General features: G+C 51.2%; 20 protein-coding genes. 13 read left to right on the top strand and 7 right to left on the bottom strand.

The genetic code is table 11. From position 1 onward, the window contains the following. Positions 1-25 precede the first annotated feature (25 nt). Positions 26-2,074 (top strand): hybrid sensor histidine kinase/response regulator, encoded by a 2,049-nt coding sequence (locus ACTNE6_RS03440; protein ID WP_442498603.1) that lies wholly within the window; start codon positions 26-28, stop codon positions 2,072-2,074. Between the two features lie 35 nt (positions 2,075-2,109). Here ACTNE6_RS03440 and ACTNE6_RS03435 read toward each other — a convergent pair whose 3' ends face one another. Beyond that, on the bottom strand, positions 2,110-2,529 hold the full coding sequence (locus ACTNE6_RS03435; RefSeq protein WP_194969784.1) for a GNAT family acetyltransferase: 420 nt from the start codon (positions 2,527-2,529) through the stop codon (positions 2,110-2,112). Between the two features lie 603 nt (positions 2,530-3,132). On the opposite strand from ACTNE6_RS03435, the gene ACTNE6_RS03430 reads away from it, so the two are divergent. From ACTNE6_RS03430 to ACTNE6_RS03415, 4 genes are read left to right on the top strand one after another with little or no spacing between them, the layout of a single operon-like run. Further along, the gene (locus ACTNE6_RS03430) at positions 3,133-3,432 is read left to right on the top strand and encodes a DUF6763 family protein (protein ID WP_194969786.1); all 300 of its coding nucleotides are present in this window, start codon (positions 3,133-3,135) and stop codon (positions 3,430-3,432) included. A gap of 15 nt (positions 3,433-3,447) precedes the next feature. Then, positions 3,448-4,299, top strand: a complete 852-nt coding sequence (locus ACTNE6_RS03425) for an ATPase (RefSeq protein WP_194969787.1) — start codon at positions 3,448-3,450, stop codon at positions 4,297-4,299. A 12-nt stretch (positions 4,300-4,311) separates the two neighbouring features. Next, positions 4,312-5,376: a homoserine O-succinyltransferase MetA gene (metA, locus tag ACTNE6_RS03420; RefSeq protein ID WP_442498602.1), complete on the top strand. Its 1,065-nt coding sequence runs from the start codon at positions 4,312-4,314 to the stop codon at positions 5,374-5,376. Beyond that, positions 5,377-5,844 carry a nucleoside deaminase gene (locus ACTNE6_RS03415; protein WP_442498601.1) on the top strand — a complete coding sequence of 156 codons (468 nt, stop codon included), beginning with the start codon at positions 5,377-5,379 and terminating at the stop codon, positions 5,842-5,844. 62 nt (positions 5,845-5,906) lie between these two features. Here the strand turns inward: ACTNE6_RS03415 and ACTNE6_RS03410 are convergent, their stop codons facing one another. Continuing rightward, positions 5,907-6,314, bottom strand: a complete 408-nt coding sequence (locus ACTNE6_RS03410) for a hypothetical protein (protein ID WP_194969790.1) — start codon at positions 6,312-6,314, stop codon at positions 5,907-5,909. Between the two features lie 283 nt (positions 6,315-6,597). Here ACTNE6_RS03410 and purM point away from each other — a divergent pair, with 283 nt between their 5' ends. After that, entirely contained in the window at positions 6,598-7,641 is a 1,044-nt protein-coding gene (gene purM / locus ACTNE6_RS03405; protein ID WP_442498600.1) for a phosphoribosylformylglycinamidine cyclo-ligase, read from the top strand. A gap of 151 nt (positions 7,642-7,792) precedes the next feature. Here the strand turns inward: purM and ACTNE6_RS03400 are convergent, their stop codons facing one another. Continuing rightward, positions 7,793-8,848, bottom strand: coding sequence for an AI-2E family transporter (locus tag ACTNE6_RS03400; protein ID WP_442498599.1), 1,056 nt, complete (start codon positions 8,846-8,848; stop codon positions 7,793-7,795). 421 nt (positions 8,849-9,269) lie between these two features. Here ACTNE6_RS03400 and ACTNE6_RS03395 point away from each other — a divergent pair, with 421 nt between their 5' ends. Together ACTNE6_RS03395 and ACTNE6_RS03390 are read left to right on the top strand one after the other, a co-directional pair. Continuing rightward, complete coding sequence (locus tag ACTNE6_RS03395; RefSeq protein ID WP_442498598.1) at positions 9,270-10,484, top strand: beta-galactosidase; 1,215 nt, start codon at positions 9,270-9,272, stop codon at positions 10,482-10,484. Positions 10,485-10,492: 8 nt separating this feature from the next. Next, positions 10,493-13,150 (top strand): FAD-dependent oxidoreductase, encoded by a 2,658-nt coding sequence (locus ACTNE6_RS03390; RefSeq protein WP_442498597.1) that lies wholly within the window; start codon positions 10,493-10,495, stop codon positions 13,148-13,150. Positions 13,151-13,316: 166 nt separating this feature from the next. Here the strand turns inward: ACTNE6_RS03390 and ACTNE6_RS03385 are convergent, their stop codons facing one another. Both ACTNE6_RS03385 and cobO read right to left on the bottom strand, forming a co-directional pair. Further along, positions 13,317-13,679: a hypothetical protein gene (locus ACTNE6_RS03385; protein ID WP_442498596.1), complete on the bottom strand. Its 363-nt coding sequence runs from the start codon at positions 13,677-13,679 to the stop codon at positions 13,317-13,319. A 130-nt stretch (positions 13,680-13,809) separates the two neighbouring features. After that, positions 13,810-14,346: a cob(I)yrinic acid a,c-diamide adenosyltransferase gene (gene cobO, locus ACTNE6_RS03380; protein ID WP_442498595.1), complete on the bottom strand. Its 537-nt coding sequence runs from the start codon at positions 14,344-14,346 to the stop codon at positions 13,810-13,812. Positions 14,347-14,857: 511 nt separating this feature from the next. Here cobO and ACTNE6_RS03375 point away from each other — a divergent pair. From ACTNE6_RS03375 to ACTNE6_RS03355, 5 genes are all read left to right on the top strand, one after another. Next, a complete protein-coding gene (locus ACTNE6_RS03375; RefSeq protein WP_442498594.1) occupies positions 14,858-16,594 on the top strand; it encodes a glycoside hydrolase family 2 protein in 1,737 nt (578 codons plus the stop codon). A gap of 8 nt (positions 16,595-16,602) precedes the next feature. Next, positions 16,603-17,697, top strand: a complete 1,095-nt coding sequence (gene galT, locus ACTNE6_RS03370) for a galactose-1-phosphate uridylyltransferase (protein ID WP_442498593.1) — start codon at positions 16,603-16,605, stop codon at positions 17,695-17,697. Next, entirely contained in the window at positions 17,694-18,767 is a 1,074-nt protein-coding gene (galK, locus tag ACTNE6_RS03365; protein ID WP_442498592.1) for a galactokinase, read from the top strand. The genes galT and galK overlap by 4 nt, the downstream gene beginning before the upstream one ends. A gap of 4 nt (positions 18,768-18,771) precedes the next feature. Further along, positions 18,772-19,836, top strand: a complete 1,065-nt coding sequence (locus ACTNE6_RS03360) for an aldose epimerase family protein (protein WP_442498591.1) — start codon at positions 18,772-18,774, stop codon at positions 19,834-19,836. Between the two features lie 384 nt (positions 19,837-20,220). Beyond that, positions 20,221-21,240 (top strand): sterol desaturase family protein, encoded by a 1,020-nt coding sequence (locus ACTNE6_RS03355; protein WP_194969800.1) that lies wholly within the window; start codon positions 20,221-20,223, stop codon positions 21,238-21,240. A gap of 58 nt (positions 21,241-21,298) precedes the next feature. On the opposite strand, the gene ACTNE6_RS03350 is transcribed toward ACTNE6_RS03355, so the two are convergent. After that, the gene (locus ACTNE6_RS03350) at positions 21,299-22,675 is read right to left on the bottom strand and encodes an O-antigen ligase family protein (protein WP_442498590.1); all 1,377 of its coding nucleotides are present in this window, start codon (positions 22,673-22,675) and stop codon (positions 21,299-21,301) included. A gap of 10 nt (positions 22,676-22,685) precedes the next feature. Further along, entirely contained in the window at positions 22,686-24,434 is a 1,749-nt protein-coding gene (locus ACTNE6_RS03345; RefSeq protein WP_442498589.1) for a hypothetical protein, read from the bottom strand. Between the last annotated feature and the right edge of the window lie 61 nt (positions 24,435-24,495).

Genomic DNA, 24,495 nt, shown 5'->3' with positions numbered 1-24,495 from the left:
ATATCAATGTACCAGGATTGCGCTTATGCTAAATAAACTGGATAAATTCTACGAATTGAGGCGACGGGCAGAAGCGTTATTATCCGCGCCCCATCAATTGTCAATTCCTTATTCAATGGAAGAGCTTGGTGAGCTGTTGCACGAACTTGATACACATCGCATCGAATTGGAGTTGCAAAACGATGAGTTGCTTAGAACCCAAAAACAACTCCAGGATTCAAATCAGGAATATCTCGACTTTTATCACTATTCGCCGGTCGGTTACCTCACCCTCAGCAGTGAAGGCATCATTCTTAAAGCCAACAAGAGACTGACCGACATGCTCGGCGTAGAAAGCAAGGCTATTAGCAATAAACCTTTTTCTGATTTTGTGCTGGATCTCGATCAGGATGTTTTATATTTCTATCGTCAAGCTTTGTTAAATCATCAACACATCCAAAGCTGCGAATTACGCTTGCTCATCAAAAGTAATGGCCAAACTTTATGGATCAAGCTGGATGGGCTGTCTCAGAAAGGGCATGATTTTAGGCTGGCGCTCACGGACATCCATCATTTAAAAGAAACGGAATCAATGCTGAGCAAAAGCGAAGCGAATTTACGCGCCATTTTTGATAACGTACTCGATGGTATTATCAAGATTGACGAACACGGCATCATCAAATCGGCTAATGCCGCCATCGAGAGTATTTTCGGTTTTTCCATTGAAGAATTGTCCGGCAGCAGTATCAGTAGATTAATGCCTAACCTAGACTGGAGCGAATATGAAGACCAACTAGTCCGCCACAGAAACGATAGTAAAGGCCAGATTATCGGCATCAGACGCGAACTGGAGTGCCTTAAAAAAGACGGCGCATTGTTTTCTGTAATCCTCGGCATCAGTGAAATCAGCAACAGCCAGCCTCGCTGTTTTATTATCACCATCCATGACATCACCGAACGCAAGCAGATGGAAATAGCGCTTCGGCAAGCCGATCATCAGAAAAATGAATTTCTGGCCATGCTGGGACACGAACTCAGAAATCCTCTGGCCCCTATCCGTAATGCCGTGCAGGTGTTGAAAACTCAAGGTTCCGTGAACCCCACGCTGGACTGGTGCGGCAAGATCATCGACCGGCAGGTCAATCATATGGCATTATTGCTCGACGATTTGCTGGACGTAGCCCGCATCATGCGGGACAAAATCACGCTTAAGATTGACCTTGTCGACTGCAACGAGATTATAGACAGTGCCGTAGAAATCAACTTGCCGCTGATACAGTCCCGCCAACAGGAGCTGGTCGTTTCCCGCCCGGAAACACCGATGTGGATCGAAGGTGATCGTGTCCGATTGACTCAGGCGCTGTCCAATCTGTTGAACAACGCCACCAAGTACACCGATGAGAAAGGCAGGATCATCCTGAAGGTAATGCAGGAAAATGGCGGCTTGGTGATTAAAGTACAAGACAACGGATCAGGCGTTTCGCCGGAGATACTGCCCCATATTTTTGAACTTTTTACTCAGGCCGACTCTTCTTTGGCCCGATCTCAAGGCGGTCTGGGCATCGGACTTACGCTGGCGCGCAGGCTAGTTGAAATGCATGGAGGAACGATCAGTGCATCCAGTGCGGGCAGTCAGCAGGGTAGTGAATTCATTATGCGTCTGCCATTATCCGATGCGTCTGCGGCTGTCGAATCAACACAAACCGACGCTGCTCTGCCAAAAGACAGGCTGCGTATCTTACTGATAGATGATAATGCCGATGTCGCGGAAAGCCTTGCCCTCCTGCTGCAGATAGAAGGGCATGAGGTCGATACTGCAGACTGCGGCTTAAAAGGCATAGAAAAAGCACAGGCTTTCCGGCCTCAAGCTGTCCTGCTGGACATCGGCCTTCCTGATATTAGTGGTTATGAAGTTGCCAGACGGTTGCGCGAGTTGCCGGAAACACGACAAGCGTGCTTAGTCGCCATCAGCGGCTATGGACAGCCTGAAGATCACGAGCAGTCAAAGTCCGCCGGCTTCGACCATCATCTGCTCAAACCAGTAGATCCCTCGAATTTATTTACTTTGTTGGCGACTTTAAAGAACCAAACCTAAATTTTTGGCAGTTATTAAGCATCACTGTGCCGCCTCTAGTTATCGCTTTCAAGCCGCTTGCCAAGGCTAACAACGTTATCATTTTTATAGCCTATCGCCTCGTAGAACTTGATCACGTCAGTATTGGTCTGACGGACCTGAAGATTTATTTTGGGGCAGCCTTTCTGCTTGATGAGCCCTTCAACAAACGCCACGAGCTGACGGCCGTAGCCTTTTCGCTGATGCGCCGGCGCAACAGCCAGATAGTTGATCCAGCCCCGATGGCCTTCATAGCCGCCCATGACCGTTGCGATAATACCGCCCGCTATCTCGCCGACAATAAACAGATCCGGGTCCACTTTCAGTTTTCTCTGAATGTCCTTGTAGGGATCGTTCCACGGCACAACCAGATTGCACTCATGCCATAGCTTGACAACACTATCTTGGTCTTTCGCCTCAAACGTCCGTATTTGCATAGGCTGACTCCTGATGACGGCTAACCTGGCGCATCCGGCCCGCTGGCCCCGTTATCGCTAAAATAAAATGTTTCATTATTCACTTGCCTTAATCAATAAATTGCCGACTTGAAAAGCGCGCGCCTCGCCAAGAACGCTTACCCGCCTGTTAAATTCATGGACAAAAACGTGCTTTAGCCCTGCGGCAATCTGTCACGCGACAATCTGCCACATTCCAGCACTTATCATTTGCCGCTAATATACTCTCAATTCTTGAGATGCGATCTCGTATAGAGACTTTAGAATTATATCCTTCTTCAAATGCGGCTTTAACGGCCGCATTTTTTTGCCTGCCGTTTTTGCTCCGTGAGCTTGAACCGCCTGTCCGCGCCTACTGTGCGTTTATCCTGACTTAATAAGGCATAGCCCCTACTTGCGTTTTTTCTACCAATAAGTTTATCCTGATAACCGCTGATCAGGCATGATCTTCTGGACGGCATTTTTGCCATGCGGCAAGGCGCATGCGCCCTCTTGCCAAGACGAAATATTTTGGTATTTTTTCTGGCATTGTTAATAATATCGATTATTTTCTTGTAACGTCGCAACAAGCATTGAGGTAACACCATGACAACAGTAGCAGACCCTATTATTGGAAGCTGGTATAAAGACGTAGAGAACAATCTGATGTTTAAAGTCGTTGCGATTGAAGAAAGCGACGATTCAATCGAAGTCCAATATTATAACGGCGATATCGGCGAATACGATCATGACAGCTGGTATAACTCGACCTTTGATTATATCGAGGACCCAGAGGACTGGAGCGCGCCGTTTGACGATCTCGAAAACGACGATCTGGGTTATACGGACCCTGACGACCATCGGCCTAGCCCTGACGATATGGATATCGAAGATTATCTGGATTAATTAGGAATTTATCACATGAAAATGAGTCCCCGGGAATTCCTGGACTGGCAAACGAAAAGAGTTACCCTGCTGGCAATGTCCGGTGCGGGGAAAACCACGCTGGCTAATAAGCTGCCGAAATCCAAATGGTTTCACTATTCCGGCGACTATCGGATAGGCACGAAATACCTGGAAGAGCCGATCTTGGACAATATCAAGCGCCAGGCCATGCGTGTGCCGTTCCTGCGCGAGTTGCTGCTGTCCGATTCCATTTATATCGCCAACAAGATAACCGTGGACAACCTCGCGCCTGTATCGACTTTTCTCGGCAAGCTTGGGAATCCCGAACTGGGCGGTTTATCCTTACAGGAGTTCAAGCGCCGGCAAAAACTGCATCATCAGGCTGAAATCGCAGCCATGAATGATGTGCCGGAGTTTATTCACAAGGCCGAAGACATCTACGGCTACAAGCACTTCATCAATGACGCCGGCGGCAGCGTTTGCGAACTGGACAGCCCGGAAGTGCTGGAGACCCTGGCCCAAAATACCTTGATCATCTATATCAAAATTCCGCCGGCCATGGAGCAGATCATCATCGAGCGCGCCAAAACCGATCCCAAGCCGCTCTATTACCGGGAAGCGTTTCTTGATGAAAAGCTGGCCGAATTCATGTCGCTGCATGGCTACGCTGATCCTAATGCCATACCGCCCAATGAATTTGTCACCTGGGTTTTCCCTGAATTGTTCAAATCCCGTCTGCCCCGCTATGAAGCGATCGCCGAACAGTATGGCTATACCGTCGACGCGCGCGATGTCGCCGAAGTGAAAGACGAAGACGACTTTATCAGATTGATTGCCGATGCGATTGCCAGGCAGCAATCCAATTAACGAAGAAAAACTATGCCATTAGTCGCTCACTCTGACTTACCGACTTTCCAGCGTCTTCGAGAAGAAGGCGAAGAAATCCTGGCGCCGGACCGTGCCAGTCATCAAGACATACGGGAGATGCATATCGGCCTGCTCAATATGATGCCCGACGCTGCGCTGGAAGCCACGGAAAGACAATTTTTCCGGTTGGTCGGCGCTTGCAATCAGATCACGCAATTCCATGTTCATCCATTCACGATCGATGGTCTGCCCAGAGGCCCCGAGGCGCAAGCCCACATCGACAAATACTATGAGCCATTTGAAAAAATCAAACAGGATGGCCTGGACGCATTGATCATCAGCGGCGCTAACGTGACGCACCCAAGATTGCCTGAAGAGGACTTCTGGCAGCCGCTAACGGAGGTGTTTTCCTGGGCCAAGGAAAACGTAACCTCGGTGCTCTGCTCCTGCCTCGCCACGCATGCCTTGATCCAATACTGTTATGGCATAGAGCGTACGCGCCTGCCGGCCAAGCGTTGGGGCGTCTTTGCGCATAAAGTCACCGATCGCAAGCACCCGTTAGTGGCTGAAATCAATACGCGCTTTGATGTGCCGCATTCCCGTTTCAACGAAATATTCCAGACCGATATGGAACAGCATGGGCTCAAGGTCCTGGTTGTCAGCAAGGAAGCCGGCGCACACTTGGCCGTCAGCCCGGACGGCTTTCGCATCGTTTATTTTCAGGGCCATCCTGAATACGACGACATCAGCCTGCTGAAAGAATACAAGCGGGAAGTCATGCGTTTTTATCGGGCCGAAATCGATGAATACCCGCCTTTCCCCGAGAATTATTTCAATACTTATGTCCGGCAGGTATTTACCGACTACGAGCAACATGTCAGATCCGCCAGAAAAACCGGCCGATCGCTGGATGTCTTTCCCGAAGCGTTGGTTCTGGAACATATCGACAACACCTGGCGCGACACGGCCAAAGCCGTATTCAACAACTGGCTGGGAAAAGTTTATCAATTGACCAACCAGGATCGGCGCCTACCCTTTATGGACGGCATCGATCCTGAAAATCCTTTAGGGCTCTAAATGCACGAGGAATTTTTGCAGCAAGCCATTGATCTGGCCGTCAACAATGCAATTACCGGCGCAGGCGGTCCCTACGGCGCAGTCGTCGTAAAAGACGATCAGGTGATTGCGGCCAGCGCCAACGGCGTTACCCACACCTTGGACCCAACGGCGCACGCCGAGATCATGGCCATCCGCATGGCCTGCAAAAAATTGAATGACTTTCAGTTGCGCGGCTGCATTCTGTACACCAGTTGCGAGCCCTGCCCTATGTGTCTGGGCGCCATTTACTGGGCCAGGATGGAAAGAGTGTATTTCGGTTGCACGCGCCATGAGGCCGCTGCCGCCAATTTTGACGACAGCTTCATTTATGATGAGATTGCCGTGTCGCCGTCCGAGCGTAAAATCGCCATGCTGCATTTAGACCTGCCCAATGCCCGGCAACCGTTTGACATCTGGATGAAAAACAACCTCAAGGTGCCTTATTAAGCACTCTTGGACAAAGGCTTGGAAAGGACGACCGGCTCGGACGCCCTTATCTTTTACCTTAGCTATTTCTGAGCAACTTTTACCAGCCAGCCCATCTGATCATCACACCCCAGCACAGCCTTGACGCTGGCATTGATTCTGACAAAGCTGCCATTGAACGCCGCCGGGAGCTTGGCCTTTATACGGTGAAAACTGGAAGTGGTCTCCACAGTGAATGGCAATTTTTGATTCTTGGCGGTCAGTTTGAGCGTCTTTGGGTCCGACCATGGCGATATCATGAAAGTGAGTTCCGATTCAGGCGCGACTTCAGTCTTTTCAGGCGCCTTATATACCGGCAGACTAAAGTTCATGAACTTGGGTTTTTTGCAGATTTCTTCGGTTTCGCCCTCGCTGCTGTAAGCGAATGCCGCACCATTAGATAGAATCGCGGCTATCAATAACCCCGCTTTTAATACTTTTATTGTTCTCATATATCTTCCTCAACACGAATTTTTATTTTTAATTATCTTATATTTACCAGAATTCACTTTAATTATTTTTTTACTGAAATTCAACCGAGCTAAATGCTTAATTATCGTTACAGTAACAATTGATTTCCAGCCCATTTGCGCCTGTATCATCAGCGCGATGCGAATTTGATCCTGGTCAGCGATTTCAAATAATCGCGCTGTGCCGCCTCATATCCTTCGCACAAAACCGGCAATGTTTAGTACAATATTGCTCATCAATCATTACTTTAAAGAGAACATCACATTGAGCGAACAAAATCAAGACAGCTTGAATTATAAAAGTGCCGGCGTCGATATCGAAGCCGGGAATGCACTCGTTGAACGCATCAAGCCTATTGCAGCCCGAACACGTACTGCAGGCGTGCTGGCGGGACTGGGCGGTTTCGGCTCAATGTTCGAACTGCCGCTGGACCGTTATAAAAACCCGATCCTGGTTTCCGGTACCGATGGCGTCGGCACCAAACTGAAACTGGCTATTGAAGCCGGCATCCATGATACGGTCGGCATCGACCTGGTCGCCATGTGCGTCAACGACATCATCGTCCAGGGCGCCGAGCCATTGTTCTTCCTCGATTATTTCGCAACCGGCAAGCTCGACGTGGACACTGCCGCCGTGGTCATCGCCGGCATCGGCAAAGGCTGCGAACTGGCCGGCGCGGCGCTGGTCGGCGGCGAGACGGCCGAAATGCCCGGCATGTATGCCGACGGCGAATATGACCTAGCCGGTTTTTGCGTCGGCATCGTCGAGAAAAGCAAAGTGCTGGACGGCAGTAAAGTTAAAGTCGGCGATAAACTGATCGGCATTGCTTCGTCCGGACCGCATTCCAACGGTTACTCACTGATCCGCAAAATCATCGACCGCAGCCAGGCTTCATTGGCCGATGATTTCCAAGGCATACCGCTGGGCACGGCCCTGCTGGAACCGACCCGCATCTATGTCAAGTCCTTGCTGTCGCTGCTGGAAAAGATTGATGTCCATGCGCTTGCGCACATTACCGGCGGCGGCCTGACCGAAAATCTGCCGCGCGTGCTGCCGGAAGGGCTCGATGCGCGGATTGACCTGTCTGCCTGGCAATTCCCGGCCATCTTCCAATGGCTGCAAACACAGGGCAACGTCTCTCAAGCCGATATGCTGACAACCTTCAACTGCGGCATCGGCATGATTGTCTGCGTCGCACCGGAGGATGAAGACTCGGCGCTGGAAACGCTGACCAGCCTGGGCGAAACCGTTTTCGCCATCGGGGAACTGGTGGCATCCGAAGGCAAGCCGAAAGTCGCCTATATCTAAACCGCGGGACCATCCCGAAAAAACCATGACTCCTGCAGGGCCGGATTCATCCGGCCCGAAACCCCGCCCAGTCGATCATGACTTGCCTGACGATCGCTTCATCGTCTTTGCCTATAGACCACAACATGAGCAATGAGGTCCGTAATTCCCTTTACTGTTTGCTGTAAAAAACACTGTCTCTGTAGATATCATGCGCATGCCGCAACAGCACCATAATCACTGAGGCCACGGGCAAGGCCAGCAGTATTCCCAGAAAACCGAACAACTGTCCGCCAGCCAAGACCGCAAAAATAACAGCCACCGGATGCAGGCCGATTTTATCGCCGACCAGCAGCGGCGTCAGCACCATGCCTTCCAGAGCCTGCCCAACCATGAACACAATGGCGACCGGAATCAGATACACCGCATCCTGAAATTGCACTAAGGCGGCCAGACAGGCCATGACGATGCCGACAATAGCCCCCAGATAGGGCACAAAACTGACCAGTCCCGCCACCATGCCTATCAATAAAGCCAGATCCAGCCCTGTTATCCACAGCCCGATGCTGTAGATTCCGCCCAGAGCCAGCATGACATAAAACTGGCCGCGCACAAACGCAGCCAGCACTGAATTGACTTCGGTAGCCAGTTTAACTGCCGTCGGCGCAATGCGGCGCGGCAACAAATCATAGATATTGGCGACCAGCTTGTCCCAATCGCGCAGCAGATAAAATGTCACAACCGGAATCAACAGCAAATTCATGAGCCACGCCGCGATGACGGCGCCAGAATGCGTCAGCGAATTCATGACCGTAGCGGCAATACCGCCGGCTTTCTGCCAATGGCTTTTGAATACATCGATCAGCTCGTTGATCTCGATTGGCTTGATATCCAGACCAAGCTGCTGTTGAGCCCAAGGAATAACGGTCTGATTCAGCCAGGCTGCGTAAGCCGGCAGGTTGCTGATGAAGCGCGTGACCTGATATTCCAGTTGCGGGACCAATAGCAGCAAAATCAGAACCAATATCAGTGTCATGACTGAAAACACGACAATGACCGAGCTGGTTCTCGACAAGTGGTAGGTTTCGAGCCTATCAGCCAGCGGATCGCCAAGATAGGCCAGCATCGCGGCAAAGGCAAACGGCATCAATACCGGCGCCAGCAAATAAATCAGCCAGGCGCCAACCGCGATAAAAGCAAAAATCAGCCATTTTTGTGAATCAGTCATTAAGAACTCCATTTATATAATTATCAGCTTGCTGCGATTACTGGTCATCCGGCTGTGCTTAGAGTACGGATGAACATAAGCAAGCACAGGATTTCAGCCGCCGCACCAGACTCATGTTCAGGCTTTCCTATGTTCGATAGGGCACAGACTTTACTAGGAATAAAACTTAACGTTTAGGCATCTCCAGTAATCATATGAGGTGGCAATAGAGATCTATAAACACTCAAGTTTGCATCTTAAGAAGGACTCTGAACATGAATATTATAAAGAATAGTCTGGAATGCATGACTTCTTTTCCTCGCAGAGGAATCCTTATTGCGCGCTCCATATCAAGAACTTCAAAGGCCATTAGCGCGGCATCTATCCGCATCATGTCTTTCAAGCCCATGCTGAAAAATAGTTTGAGTGAGGCCGTAGTACCATGAATAAAAACGAAAACCTATTCTACAGCTTTTGGCAGGGAGGCTATGAAGGCGCGGATCATATCAACAGTTGCGCGCATCCGCTCGATATGAATGCCAGCAATCAGCACAGAACGCACGTGCGCGAGGATTATATGCTGCTGCAGCCTTTCGGCCTTCGCACCATACGTGAGAGCATCGGCTGGCGCCTGGCTGAGCCGACCCCCAATCACTACGATTTCAGCTTTCTGGAGCCCGTGATCGAAGCCGCTCAGGAGTTCGATCTACAGATTTTGTGGACGCTTTGCCATTATGGCTGGCCGCAGGACATAGACATTTTTTCTCCCGAATTTGTCGAACGTTATGCCCGTTACGCAGCCGCCGCCGCGGAATTTCTGGCACCGTTCAGTAAGGGTGAACCGATTTACACGCCGATCAACGAAATCTCGTTCCTAGCTTATGCCACTTGCGAAACGACGCTGATCTATCCTTACGGGACTCACTTGCGCGCGCGCAGCGTGGAATTCAAACGCCAGCTCGTACGTGCCGCGATTGCAGGCATGGAGGCCATCTGGAAAGTCGACCCGCGCGCCCGGTTTCTGCATGTGGACCCGCTCATTCATGTGATTGCGCCCCGGGGCCGCCCCGACCAGGTAGAGATAGCCGAAACCGTGCGTCTTTCACAGTATCAGGCTTGGGATATGCTGTCCGGCTCGATAGAACCGGAACTGGGCGGGGCATCCAAATACCTCGACATCATCGGCGTCAATTATTACCACAGCAATCAGTGGGAGTGGGAAACGTTCAACACTCTGTTCTGGCATTTGAAAGACCCGCGCCGTCGGCGATTCAAGGATATGCTCCTGGAAATCAATGAGCGCTACGGCCGCGGCCGGCCGCTGGTCATCGCCGAAACCAGCCACGTCGGATCGGGCCGCGGCGAATGGATTACCGATATTACCGAGGAAATCATACAGGCCGCGCATGAAGGCTTAGTCCTGCAGGGCATCTGCCTCTATCCGATACTGGACAGACACGGCTGGGAAAATCTTGATCACTGGCATCGAAGCGGTATGTGGGACGTGCATCCCGATGCCAAAGGCAACCTCGTGCGCGTTATGGACAAGCCCTATGCCAAAAGCCTGATCGAAGCCCAATGGAAACTCGCGAAAACGCCTTATTATCAAGCGTTTCAGCCTCATGATGATCAGTACATCTTCTGTCAAAATCTCTAGGAGGTAGCATGACGACAATTATTGTTTTTTCGCATCTACGCTGGGATTTCGTATTTCAGCGCCCGCAGCAGCTCATGAGCCGGCTGGCCAAAAAATATCAGATTGTGTTTCTGGAAGAACCTATCTTTCATAAAGGCAAAGCGCACTGTGTTCACTACGAAGCGGCACCGAACATCCTGGTCGTACAGCCGCATACGCCGATATCGTCGCCAGGTTTTCACGATGACCAGCTCGCCGCATTGACACCATTGGTACCTGAACTGATCTCTGAATTGAAAATCGAGGATTACATTGTCTGGTTGTATACGCCTATGGCGCTACCTTTGATTAATCAGTTGCAGCCCAAAGCCATAGCCTACGATTGCATGGATGAGCTGACCGGCTTCCTGAATGCGCCGCGGCAATTGGTACAGCGTGAGCATGCCTTGCTTAAAGCGGCCAATGTTGTGTTCACAGGCGGTATCAGCCTCTACAATGCGCGGCGCGACAAGCATCCGGCCATTCACTGTCTGCCGAGCAGCGTTGATGCAGAGCATTTCTCGCGCGCCATTGACCGCGACATTACCCATCCGGCGCAGCAACATCTCGGCGGTCCACGCCTGGGTTTTTTTGGTGTGATCGATGAGCGCCTCGATTTGAGCCTGATTGCCGCACTTGCCGATAGTCATCCCGAATGGCAGATTGCCATGGTTGGCCCCGTGGTCAAAATCCCCGAAAGTTCGCTGCCGCAGCGGCCTAATATTCATTATTTCGGGCAACAGGCCTATGCGCAACTGCCTCATTTCCTGGCCGGCTGGGATGTCTGCCTGTTGCCTTTCGCGCTGAACGATGCGACCCGTTATATCAGCCCGACCAAAACTCTGGAATACATGGCGGCTGAGCTGCCCATCGTCAGCACGCCGATCAAGGACGTCGAAGAACCTTACGGCCATCTGGTCCATATCGCTGCTGACGCTGAAGCCTTCATCGCCGCATGCGAGACAGCACTTAATGAAAGCCCTGATCGGCGACAGGAACGACTGGCCGGCTACCGTAAAGTGCTGAGCGAGACATCTTGGGATCGCACTGCTGATACGGTCGCTCGCCATCTCGAGGCAGCCTGTCGGCAGGGCCTGAATGAAACGGCGCGCCTGATGCTAACGCCGTCGACCAGCAAGCTCCAGCCCCAACACTTCGACAATGTCATTCTCGGCGCCGGACCGACCGGGCTCGCAGCCGCGTATTATCTGCCAGAGAATACGCTGCTGGTAGAAAAAAACGCGCATGTTGGCGGCTGCTGCCGTTCCATCAATGAAGCGGGATTCACGTTCGATCATGCCGGCCACATCATGTTCTCCAATGACAACACGGTGCTGGAACTCTATGACAAACTGCTTGGCGCTAACATGCACTGGCAGAACCGAGAAGCCTGGGTGTACAGCAAAAATGTCCATACCCGTTACCCGTTTCAGGGCGCACTTTACGGACTGCCCGTCGACGTAATCAAGGAATGCATCATCGGTGCCGTTGAAGCCCGGTTCGGCAAGCTCGATACCAGTGTGGCCGATACGCCTCCTAAACAAGCCTCATCGTGCAAGACGACGCAACTGAATGACTGCTGCGCGGACGGCATCCAGGAAGCGACAGCGCCGCTGGCCTTTGTGCCTACATTGAAATCAACGCAACCTGCCGCGCAAAATTTCGAGGACTTTATCTATCAGACCTGGGGCGCCGGTATCGCCAAGCATTTTGCCATTCCCTACAATCGCAAGCTCTGGGCGGTGCCGCTCAAGGAAATGGAAACCTCGTGGCTGGGCGGGCGAGTACCGCTGCCGAACCTGGAAGAGATGATCGAAGGCGCGCTGCAGCCGGTCGCCAAGCCCATGGGACCTAATGCGCGCTTCGGCTATCCGTTGCGTGGCGGCTTCCAGGCGCTCATGGAAGGTTTTCTGCCGCATCTCAAGGGAAAACTCCAGTTGAATACGCAGGTCACCGCAGTGTCGCCTTCGCGCAAGACCGTGACCTTTAACAATGGCCGTACCGTCGGCTATGATCAGCTCATCAGCACCATGCCACTGCCGGCGCTGGTCCGTGCCATAGGCGATGAAGCGCCCGACCCTATCAAAGCGGCCGCCAAACGGCTGCGCCATGTCTCGGTCCGTTGCGTCAACCTAGGGATAGGCCGCGAAGCACTGACTGAAAAGCACTGGATCTATTATCCCGAGGACACAGTATTCCATCGCATTTTCGTCCAGGGCAATGCCAGCCCGCATTGCAATCCCGAAGGCGGCTTCGGGCTTACTTGCGAGATCACCTATTCGCCCAGCAAGCCGTTGCCTTGCGATGGTGATGAGCTGATCAAACGCTGCATCGAAGACTGCATTGCCGTGGGCATGATCCAGCGTGATGACCCGGTCATCGTCGCCAATCAGGTGGATATTCCGTATGCCTATGTCGTCTATGACCATGCCCGGGCCGAAGCGGTGGCGACTATTCGGGAATGGCTGACGCCGTACGATATCTTGTTGGCGGGACGGTACAGTGAGTGGGAATACTACAATTCCGACCACGCCTTCCTGGCCGGCAAGCGTGCGGCAGAAGCGGTGCAGAGAAAACAGCTTGCCTCGGCAGCGTTAAAAAAGCGGGCGAAAGCCGGCGATTCAGTCATGCGTGAGCGGCACCTATGATGACTGGCACGTATGCGGCGTTACATTAAGGAAAGAGGGATTGATTAATTTTGTATAACCACGAAGAACACGCATTTCTTATTTTTTTGTTCGTGTTCTTCGTGCCTGTCAATCTGCTTAAGCTGAGCAGAGCATCTGTCAGCCAATGATGGCGCCTACAGGCGGCTTAGATTTTTTTCTTGATAATGACTTTATCGTCAATGATGAGTTCTGAGATGCCGCCCAGATTCAGGCTCAATGTGCAGGATGCTGTTTTAAACCCACCCTTGTTTTCGCCGACCCACTTCAGCGTAATATAGCTGTCTTTGTCGCTCTCGGTTTCGGAAGGGAAAAATACCTGTTCGCCGGTATGCTGTTTGATCGCCAGCGGGCACTTGGTATTTGCCATCGACTGCATAGCGGCATAGGTTCTGATCTGTGAGGCGGCCTCCATTTGCTCCGGAGACTGGCTTTTATTGGCGCCGACCATGATAAAGCCGATGACGAAGAAGCCCACTACGGCTGCTATTAATTTAGTTGTTTCACTCATTTGCGTTCTCTTGCTGTTTTAATAATGACGCGCCATTAATGGCGTTACTGGGTATTACCATACGGATTCTATGCGAATTGCCATTCCTCGGCAATGGAAAGAATAAACGCTGAAGGGATCTGTTTTCGCCTTAAAATTCAATCCCCTGCTCGGCCTTAATGCCTTGTTCATAGGCGTGTTTGATCTTGATCATTTCAGTAACCGTATCGGCACAGGCGATGACTTCAGGCGCGGCATTACGGCCGGTCAGGATCAAATGCATCCAGGCCGGCTTGTGCTGCCGGATGAAGTCGGCGATTTCCTGACCCGAAATCCAGCCATAGCCGCTGCAGTAATTGATCTCATCGAGCAAGACCACATCGTACTCGCCGGAAGCGATTTTCTGCTTGCTGAATTCCCATATCGATCGGCTGGTTTTGATGTCCTGCTCCGGGTTCTTGGTATCCCAAGTAAAGCCGTCCCCCAAGGCGTGCCATTCGATGTTGTCGAAGCGCTCGGCGGCCTTTTGCTCGCCCGTTTGCCATTGTCCTTTGATGTACTGGATCACGCAGACTTTCATGCCCCAGCCCGCGGCACGAAACACCATGCCCAGCGCACTGGATGACTTGCCCTTGCCTTCGCCAGTATTGACCACGACCAGCCCGTGCCGCCTGTCTCTTGCTTTCATAAAAACCATTCCATAATCTAATCACTAATTTTAAAAAACCATACACATACGAAGTCAGGAAGCCGCACATTTCTATAAGGCGCGCCGCTCACCCGATGCACAATCAAAACATTTTCTAAGAGCGTTATCCTGCTCGCGTCTGGGAAAATGAAACTCATGCCGTCGAACCCTCCGGTTACAGTTTTTTCTCAGCCGGAATGCATACCAACCAATATGCTGCTGTTTTTATGCATTTTTCCTGGTTAATAGTTTACTCCTTACCGAGTTGTCCTTGAAATTTGTAATTCAGACTCGGTTCGTCATATTCCTTGACAACTGTAATGATTGATCTTCTGGACTCTAAGTGAACTTACTGACCATTTAGGGCATCGATAAAAAACATTTCGCCGAACTGTGTTCTATACAGACGGTCTACAAGGTATATGCAAAGTTGATCAACTATTCTAATTTTAATAGGGAGATCGCTGTGACTTGCCCTTACCCCCGCCCTCAATTGGTACGTAAGCATTGGATGTCACTGAATGGTCCTTGGCGATTTATATTTGATGAAGAGCGCAAATTCCGGCAACCATCAGATATCTCCGAATGGCCACTGGAGATTCTGGTGCCGTTCCCGCCGGAATCGAAAACCAGCGGTATTGGTGATCGCGGTTTTCACCCCGCCTGTTGGTATCAACGTGATTTCCATATCAAAACCGAAGACGGCCGCGTTCTGCTACACTTCGGCGCTGTCGACTATTTCTCCAAGGTGTGGGTCAACGGATGCCTGGTCGTCAGCCATGAAGGTGGCCATACGCCTTTTTTTGCCGACATCACGTTTGCATTAAATGAATCCGGCGATCAGACAGTGACCGTCTTTGTAGATGATGATCCGCATGAGCTGGCTAAACCGCGCGGCAAGCAGGATTGGCAACTGGAGCCACATTCCATCTGGTATCCACGCACGACCGGCATCTGGCAGACCGTATGGCTAGAGCGCGTAGGCCGCAGTTATGTCAGCAAGATCCGCTGGACACCTCACATGGAAGAATTCTCGATCGGCTTCGAAGCGCGCGTCATAGGTGGCAATACGACTGGCCTGTCGGTAGAGGTCAAGTTACAGCATCAGGACCGCATACTGGCTTGGGATAGTTATCATGTCATAGATGGCGATGCGGATCGGCGTATTGTCCTGTCTGACCCCGGCATTGATGATTTTCGTAATGAGTTGCTGTGGAGTCCGGAGCGACCGACACTGCTCGATGCCGAAATCCGCCTGAAGCGTGGCAACGAGGTACTGGACGAATTTACCTCCTACACGGCATTGCGCTCAGTCAATATCCTGCGTGATCGCTTCATGTTGAACGGACGGCCATACTTTTTAAGGCTGGTGCTGGACCAAGGCTACTGGCCTGATACTTTGCTGACGGCACCTAATGACGATGCCTTACGGGCCGATATCGAATTGACCAAAGCAATGGGCTTCAATGGCGTGCGCAAACACCAGAAGATCGAAGACCCGCGCTATCTGTATTGGGCCGACAGGCTGGGCCTGCTGGTCTGGGAAGAAATGCCTTCGGCTTATCAATTCACGCGCACAGCCATCAAGCGTTTGGTCCAGGAATGGACTGAGGTTATCGAACGCGACTTCAGCCACCCCTGCGTCATCGTATGGGTCCCATTCAATGAATCCTGGGGCGTGCCGGAACTGACTACGCTACAGGAACATCGCAGTGCCGTCGTCGCGCTTTATCATCTGACCAAAACCTTGGATGTAACCCGACCGGTTATCGGTAATGACGGTTGGGAAAGCAGCGCGACCGATATTCTCGGCATTCACGATTATGATTTCCGTCCGGATCATCTCAGAGTGCGCTATGGTGTCGAAGCAAACCCCGAAATGCTGTTCGACCGCCGGCGTCCTGGCGGACGCATTCTGACACTGGACGGCTACCCGCATCGCGGTCAGCCGATTATGTTGACTGAATTTGGTGGTGTCGCCTATGCCAAATGTCCTCAACCCGGAGTGGAGCAGACCTGGGGCTACTCGGTCGCCCATAGCGACGAGGAGTTTATTCGAATGTATAAAGGTCTCATCGAAGTCATTACTGAGACATCATTGTTCAGCGGCTTCTGCTACACACAATTTACCGATACCTTTCAGGAAGCGAATGGTTTGCTGTGCGCGGATCGCACGCCTAAGCTGCCGCTGGAAACTATTGCTGATATCACACGGATGTCCAGCACACATGTTCATGGAGGCGTCTGATCATGTATATGCACGAACTAACTAAGCCGGATGGCCGGCATCTCTGGCTGTACAGCCAGCATCCGATGGATGAACCGCCTACAAGCGCTCCCAGCCCATTCCCGGAATCGCTGCAGGCTAATCCGCATCTGCGCTGGCACCCGCTGCGCGCCGAATGGGTGACTTATGCCGCCTATCGGCAAGGGCGCACGTTCTTGCCACCGCCTGAATATAACCCGCTGGCCGTCACTGTAACGGCCGATAACCCGACTGAACTGCCGCCAGGCAAATGGCAAATCGCCGTCTTTGATAATCGCTTTCCGTCCCTGAGTCTAGAAGCGCATTCAGCGCCTGACTTAGTCGTGCCGACACGCCCTGCAACCGGCAAATGTGAAGTCGTCGTGTTTACGCAAGACGCCCATTCCTCACTGGCTAAGCTGCCGCTCGCGCATATTGAGCTGTTGTTTCAGGTCTGGGCAGAGCGCACACAGCAATTGGGACAACATCCTGATACTGCTTACGTGCTGCCGTTCGAGAACAGAGGCGCCGAAGTCGGAGTCACGCTGCATCATCCACATGGACAAATCTATGCCTATCCGATCGTACCTCCCGTACCTGCTCGCATGCTGCATGAAGAGCTCAGCCACTACCGGCTGCATGGCCGCAGCCTATTGTTCTCGTTGATCCAACAGGAATTGCATGAAGCGAGACGCATCCTGTACCAAGGCGAGCACGCGGTCGCTTTCGTACCGGTTTGCGCGCGTTACCCATATGAAGTCTGGATTGCACCGATCGAGCCTGTGCCCAGTTTTGCCAAGCTGAGTGATGTCCAAGGTGCCGATCTCGCACGTGCATTGAAAACCGTACTGATGAAGTATGATGCCTTATGGCATCGGCCTTTTCCCTACATGATGGCCTGGTACCAAGCTCCGACCGATGATCAAGCCCACCCTGAAGCGCATCTGCACGCCGAGTTTTATCCCCCTTATCGCACGGCGGATAGATTGAAATACTTGGCCGGTACCGAATTGGCAGCCGGTCTGTTTGCCATGGATGTCCTGCCTGAAGATAAAGCGCGCGAACTTCAGAATATCGCCGTCGATATTGAGTGCGTGCAACCATGAAGACATTCGCCGCCATATTTGGCACACATCCTACGGCCAGCGCCGAAGCGCCGGGACGCGTCAATTTGCTCGGCGAACATACTGATTACAACGACGGTTATGTGCTGCCAACGGCGATCCCTCAATCCACGCACGTCCTACTGCGCCCTAACGAGGGCAATATTTTCAGGGTTTATGCGGCTAATTTGAACCAGTTTATAGAATTTAATATGGTTGCGATGCCGGAGGAGCATTTTGGCCATTACATTTACGGCTGTCTGCGCCAAATCGAAGAACTCGGGATCGATATACCGAAATTGGATATTTATATCTCATCCAATGTCCCTATCGGCCTGGGCCTGTCTTCTAGTGCGGCTCTCGAGGTGGCAATGCTACGAGCTCTACGCGTGCTGCTTTCACTTTCACTGGACGATGTTCAGATTGCCCAACTCGCTCAACGTGCCGAAATAGACTATGCGGGCGTCAATTGCGGTCTGATGGATCAGATGGCGTCCAGTCTGGCCAGCGTGGGTCACATGCTATTCCTCGATATCCGCACATTGGAGCGCCAAAAGCTGCCACTACCGGCTGGCGCGGAAATTCTGGTCCTCGATTCAGGCATCATACGCATGTTGGCGGGCAGCAAATACAACGAACGCCGCGCTGAATGCGAAGAGGCGGCAAGGTTATTGGGTGTACCCGCATTGCGCGACGTGCAGGACCCGAGCCTGACCGATCCCTTGCCAGAGCCGTTATGCCGACGGGCCCGCCATGTCATCAACGAGAACAACCGCGTGCTGCGTGCACGTGAAAACATCAGTGCCGAAAAATTTGGACAACTGATGAATGACTCACATGAAAGCTTGCGCGACGATTACGAAGTTTCGATACCCGAGCTCGACGAGCTGGTGTCGATTCTGCGGTCCCAGGATGGCGTATATGGCGCACGGCTCACGGGTGCCGGCTTCGGCGGCGCCTGTGTTGCTTTATGCGAGCAAGGCGCTGCGCTGCATATTGGACTGGAAACCCTGAGGCTTTACAACCAGGCCGGCCACAGCGGGCGAATGCTGGTTCCAAGACCGCCAACATAAACATATGCCCGCTACGAAACAGCGTATCGGTTCTACTCATGACGGCCACACTGTTGATTGCTACACGTTGACTAATGAGACCGGCATGACTGCAAAGATCATGACCTATGGCGGCATTCTGTTATCGCTGCACGTACCCGACCGGCAAGGCCGCCTCGAAGATGTTGTGCTAGGCTTCGATACACTGGAACCTTATCTGGGCGATCATCCTTATTTCGGCGCACTTATCGGCCGCTATGCCAACCGCATTGCACGGGGACATTTTCGCCTGAACAACGTGGACTATCAATTGGCCTGCAACAATGGCCTTAATCATTTACATGGTGGTCTGATGGGATTCGACCGGCGCATATGGCATGCGCGACTATCTGGGCCAGAGGCAGAACCGCAACTGGTATTGAGCTACCTGAGTACGGAAGGCGAAGAAGGCTATCCCGGCAATCTGCAGGTCGAAGTGACTTATATGCTGACTGTGAGCGATGAGTTGCGGCTCGACTACCGGGCCAAAACTGATATGCCCACCCTCATCAATCTGACCAATCACACTTACTTTAATCTGGCAGGATACGGTACGGTGCTGAACCATCAGCTGCGCCTGTTGGCTGATCGCTTTCTGCCGGTCGATGACACGCTGATTCCTACCGGCGAGCAGGCCTCTGTAGCCGGTACTGCAATGGATTTCCGGCAATTAACGCCCATAGGCTCGCGCCTGCAATCAGGCGATGAACAATTGCGTCGAGCAGAAGGCGGTTACGACCATAACTGGATAGTGGCGAGAGAATCTGAAGGCTGCGAACTTGCCGCTGAAGTTGTGGAACCGTTGAATGGCCGGCACATGAGTGTTTACACCACGCAGCCCGGTATTCAGTTTTACAGTGGCAATTTTCTTGATGGCCGACTGCGGGGCAAAGGCGGCCGGTTTTATGAAAAACATGCCGGCTTCTGTCTTGAAACCCAACATTTTCCTGACTCGCCCAATCATCCTGCATTTCCCTCGACACAGTTGCAGCCGGCCGATAACTACCATCACTCAACCATCTACCGGTTTGATGCCGGTCTGCGGCCATAGTGTTTTTCCGTCAACACGATGGCGCCTTATCAGCACGGGCCGGTTTCTATATTAACGGTGGATAAGCTCTAAAATAAGATCAAGCCTGGCGCTGACAGACCTTATTGGTGCAAGAACAGAGACATTGCGCCTTACTGATGCACTCTATTCGCTGCTGTCCATCCGCCCGAAAAAGGCATTTATACCTTTCTTATTGCTTGCGGGGACTTGCCTGACAAGACTTGGGGCAATTTTCATGACTATGATCCAGTTTATGGCATGCCTATTGCAGAGATATCAATGTCTAGACAAAAACTCGGAACCTACCGTCATTAAAGGTTAATAAATTTTATTTAAGCTGCTGGCTGTAGATTGTTATATCCCTTAAATCACAAGGTGAAGTCGATGTCACATTTAAACGCATTTTTTGAACCCATCATAACGCGGGCTGCGCTGACATCCGGAGAACTGGCTGTAACGGCGCTGCTTGTGTTTTTCGTCGTGCTGGCAACAGTTGAAGCACGCATTCCTAAAATCCAAAACCCTGCGTCAGGTAAACGCCGGTCTATTAAGGCCAATGTCAATTTGTTCTTTTTTAACAGCATCGCGCTTTCGCTGTTGCCGGTTTCGTCCCTGTTGCTGCTGGCCGAACAATACTCAGGCAATGGGCTGCTGAGCTATATTGCCGATCCCATATGGAAAGCCATCGTGTCATTTTTAGCGTTCGACCTGATGTATTATCTCTGGCATAAAGCCAGCCACAATTTTGATTGTCTGTGGATATTCCACAGAGTCCATCACAGCGACCCCTATTTAAATGTCTCGACGGCATTTCGCGTGCACTTTGTGGAACTATTGATCATTACGGCACTGAAAGCAGTTTACATCGTGATGCTGGGCGCGGACAAAACCATCGTGCTGATTAATGAGACTATCGCGGCGCTGTTCGTCATGTTCCATCATACGAATATTGCATTCCCGGGCGAAAAACTGCTGGGCCGAATTATTGTCGTGCCCTGCCTGCACCGGGTTCATCATTCAACCGAGCGCCATGAGCATGACCGCAACTACGGCTCAGTGCTGTCGGTGTGGGACCGCCTGTTCGGCACTTGTGCGGAATTGGAACCTGTCAAGGTCGGCATCAAAAACAGTGCGCCAGAAGACCTGCTGGGCCTTTTGAAGCTGGGCTTTACTGATGCCTCTGTCCCGGCAGCGCCTGTCCCTGAACATATCAAACCGATGATCGCCGAGGCAGCCTATTTCAAGGCCAAAAAACGCGGCTTTTCTCCCGGTCATGAGCTTCGTGACTGGCTGGAAGCGGAAAGAGAAATCATCAGGTTCATTTGTAAGGGCCGTCTTCAGAGAAAGGCGATGCCTAAACAGAAAATACTCAATCCCAGACTGATACTATCGCGCTATGTTTGAGCATCAGATTTGGCATAATTCTCTCCGGCCGGGCTTGCGGAAGCGTAGCGGACCCGGCCTACCTTCTGATCACGGTACGGGGCTGAGCGGAAGAACTAAAAGACTGCGCGCAAGCCACTCCCATTAATAATGCATAAACATAAGGAACGGCTGGAACTTGCATGCTGAAGTCAACCAATGAATGCACCCCAATCAAAACCGTGGCAGCAACACCGATTGCCGAATAAATCATATCTCTCTTTCTCATCAGAAAGCCTTTAAGGCAGAGCCACGTGATTTTTAAAAAACCATAAAACAACGCCAGCGCTGCCGGGAAACCGAGTTCGAAAACGGTTTCCAGATACGTGTTATGGGCATAGTCATGAATCAGCGGAGCCGCCTCGATCCCGCCGATATCCATGCTCTGGTACAATTGAAAAGCCTCCTCATAACTGCCCAATCCGAAACCCGCCCAGGGATTGCCGGTAATAGCATTCCAGGTCAAACCGTAAACAGTCGTTCTGATTTTACTTTCTTCATCCAGACGTCCGAAACGATCAAGCAAGGCATCGCTGCTGACGAAAAAAGCAAGCGCTCCCAACACGACCAGAGAACCAAAGATAATCAATGTGTTTTTATTACGGGTACGGGGATTGATATAAAACAGTATCAAAAAAACTGACAAGGCCAGACTGAAACTTAAGAAACCGCCACGCGAATGCGACAGGATTAATGCCGAACTGATGGTGAAAAAAGCCAGTAAAGGCAACCATGCCCGTGTAATCAGATCCTCAATAAAGCGCTGCCTGTCGAAATTACTGGCCAGATTATAGTCCGCCAATGTTTCCATACGTTCACTCAGTAAGGCCAGCGAGCAAAGCAGCGTTAACCCCGCAAAGGTCGCAAAATGGTTTCTATTGATAAAAGTCGAGGATACAGAATCGGCATAGGGCCTTTCGTGCCAGAGAACCACTTTGAAATCGCCCAACTGAACGATCAAGCCATATGCCGAGTAAACAAAACCGGCTGCCATCAAGCCATAAAAAGCGGATTTGGCCTTCTGTCGATCCTGGCCGTAGCATAATGCCAACCAAAACACTAACGCGTAGCTTAACAGGCGCATAACTGAAGTTATCGTATCAGCCGGATTCAAAGAAATGGCTCCGGAAGAAAAGTTCAACAGTTCATTTCGCACCTGCCATAGCGGATGAAGCCACTCACCGGTTGTTTGTATCCAAGCCCAGCATAGTGCGGCAAAAAACAATATTGCCGCATCGCCGACCGAACCCCAATGCTGAAAAAAAGGAGTTTGCCGCTTCCTGACAAAAAACTGTACAGCCCAGGCCATGGCCAACAGCGCTATCAACAGTGAGCATAAACTCCATGACCAGGGTCGATTGGCTCCGTAAGGCAGAGGAGACAAAAATACAACAGCCAGCAAACTATAAAAGATCATTGTTGCTCACCTAGTGAACACCGACGGTATAAGCGCGCCATTCCATCAATTTGATCTTATGCTGATCAGCAATTTGTTTTAATTTGGATAATTTATCGGTTGAGATAGGCGTCGTCAGTACGACTTCATCGATATTATGTTTTGAAACCAGTTCCTTGAAATCGTTTAACTCACCCAATACGGCTTTTCCGTAAATATATTTTTCCTTTAACAGGCTATTGTCATCGATAAAACCGATCACATTAACAGAGCCCAGCTCAACGCCATGATTTAAGTGACGCTCACGCATGTACAAGCCGCCATGCGTACCGGCGCCATAAACCAATACATTGCGTTTATCATGTTTATGGCTGGCAACACACCATTCCCTGATGATTTGATGGAGAGTCCGTATGCCGATCACGCCTAGCAAGGAAAACAAGCAAAACAACAACAGTTGATTAAATGTAGAAATGCTTGCATTGCTGGTCAGCAAACAAATCAATGACCAACTGATGCTGCAACCGACAACTATGGCCAGCATCAAGGTCAAATAATCCCTGAAGAAACTGTTCCGCCAAATCTTGATATAAGCCTTGGATATAAACAGCGATAAAAGAACGGGCAGCACCCATAAAGGCAAACGAAACGCCCACTCGCTTACGTTATGAAAAGGCTGCTGACCCGATAGCGCAATGACGCCTGCCAGCCAGGCGGAAAACGATATCCACGACAAATCGAACAACGGATAAAAAACCAGCATGAAGCGTGTGAGTTGAGGTTTGTCGTTGGATCGGGCCAATAATTTGCTCGTCTCCCATAACTCGATCTGCAGCACATATTTAACAAGCAGATAAGCAGCGGAGATAAAAACAATCAAAAACAATCCGCTGGCAACTTCTTGAGCGATGACATAGAACAACCCCAAACCGACGATCAGCATATTAACCGCGTATAAAACCAGCGCGACATGGTGCTGCTTAAGGCCGTAATCGAGCAGCCTGTGATGCAAATGCTCTTTATCGGGCTGCATGATCTTAACGCCAGGCTGGCCGTCTCGATCAGCCAGTATTTTACGGATTGAACGCCGCCAGATGGCCAGCAACGTATCGGTAATGGGAATGCCGGCAATAAAAAAAGGCACGGCTAAAATGACAAAGAAAGAGCCCTTGCCGCCCGCATGCAAACTGACACTGGCCAAAGCAAAGCCCAGGAACATGCTGCCGGTATCGCCCAGGAAAACCTTGGCCGGAAAAAAGTTGTAACGAAGAAATCCTACGCAGCCTCCAGCCAAAGCCAGGCAAATCATTGCATCCCCTGGCACTCCCCGGAACAGAAAAACAGCCGCCAGCCCTACGCTGGAAATCATCGCCAGACCTGAGCATAAGCCGTCTAATCCATCTATTAAATTAAATGCGTTGACTATGCCCAGCGTCCAGATCAAAACAAAAATCAAACCGCCCCAAAATCCAAAATCAAAGCCCAACAAGTTAAATTGGTAGCCCGATAATAGATAAAGTGAAACAGTCGCCAGCGCCTGTCCTGCCAGCTTGCTTACAGGCGACATGCCCTGGTAGTCATCGACCAAACCGACAACCAGTAAAATAGCCGAGGAGATAAAAAAAGCGTGCCACCAATTGATGCCCAGCCGGCCGGCAAAGTCCGGCCAGAGATAATGATACAGCGCGTAACAAGCAAGATTGAATCCAATAAATACTACAACCCCACCGCCTAAGGGTGTGACTTTTTTATGAATACAACGCTCATTGGGAACATCCATTAAGCCGACATGCGGAGCCAACTTTATAAAGAGCGGAGTCAGCAAGATGACAACTGCGGCA

The sequence above is a fragment of the Methylobacter sp. sgz302048 genome, assembly GCF_052162025.1.
GTDB lineage: Bacteria > Pseudomonadota > Gammaproteobacteria > Methylococcales > Methylomonadaceae > Methylobacter.
Note: the sequence above shows the minus strand (reverse complement) of the source record. Positions and strands in the feature narration are given on the sequence as shown.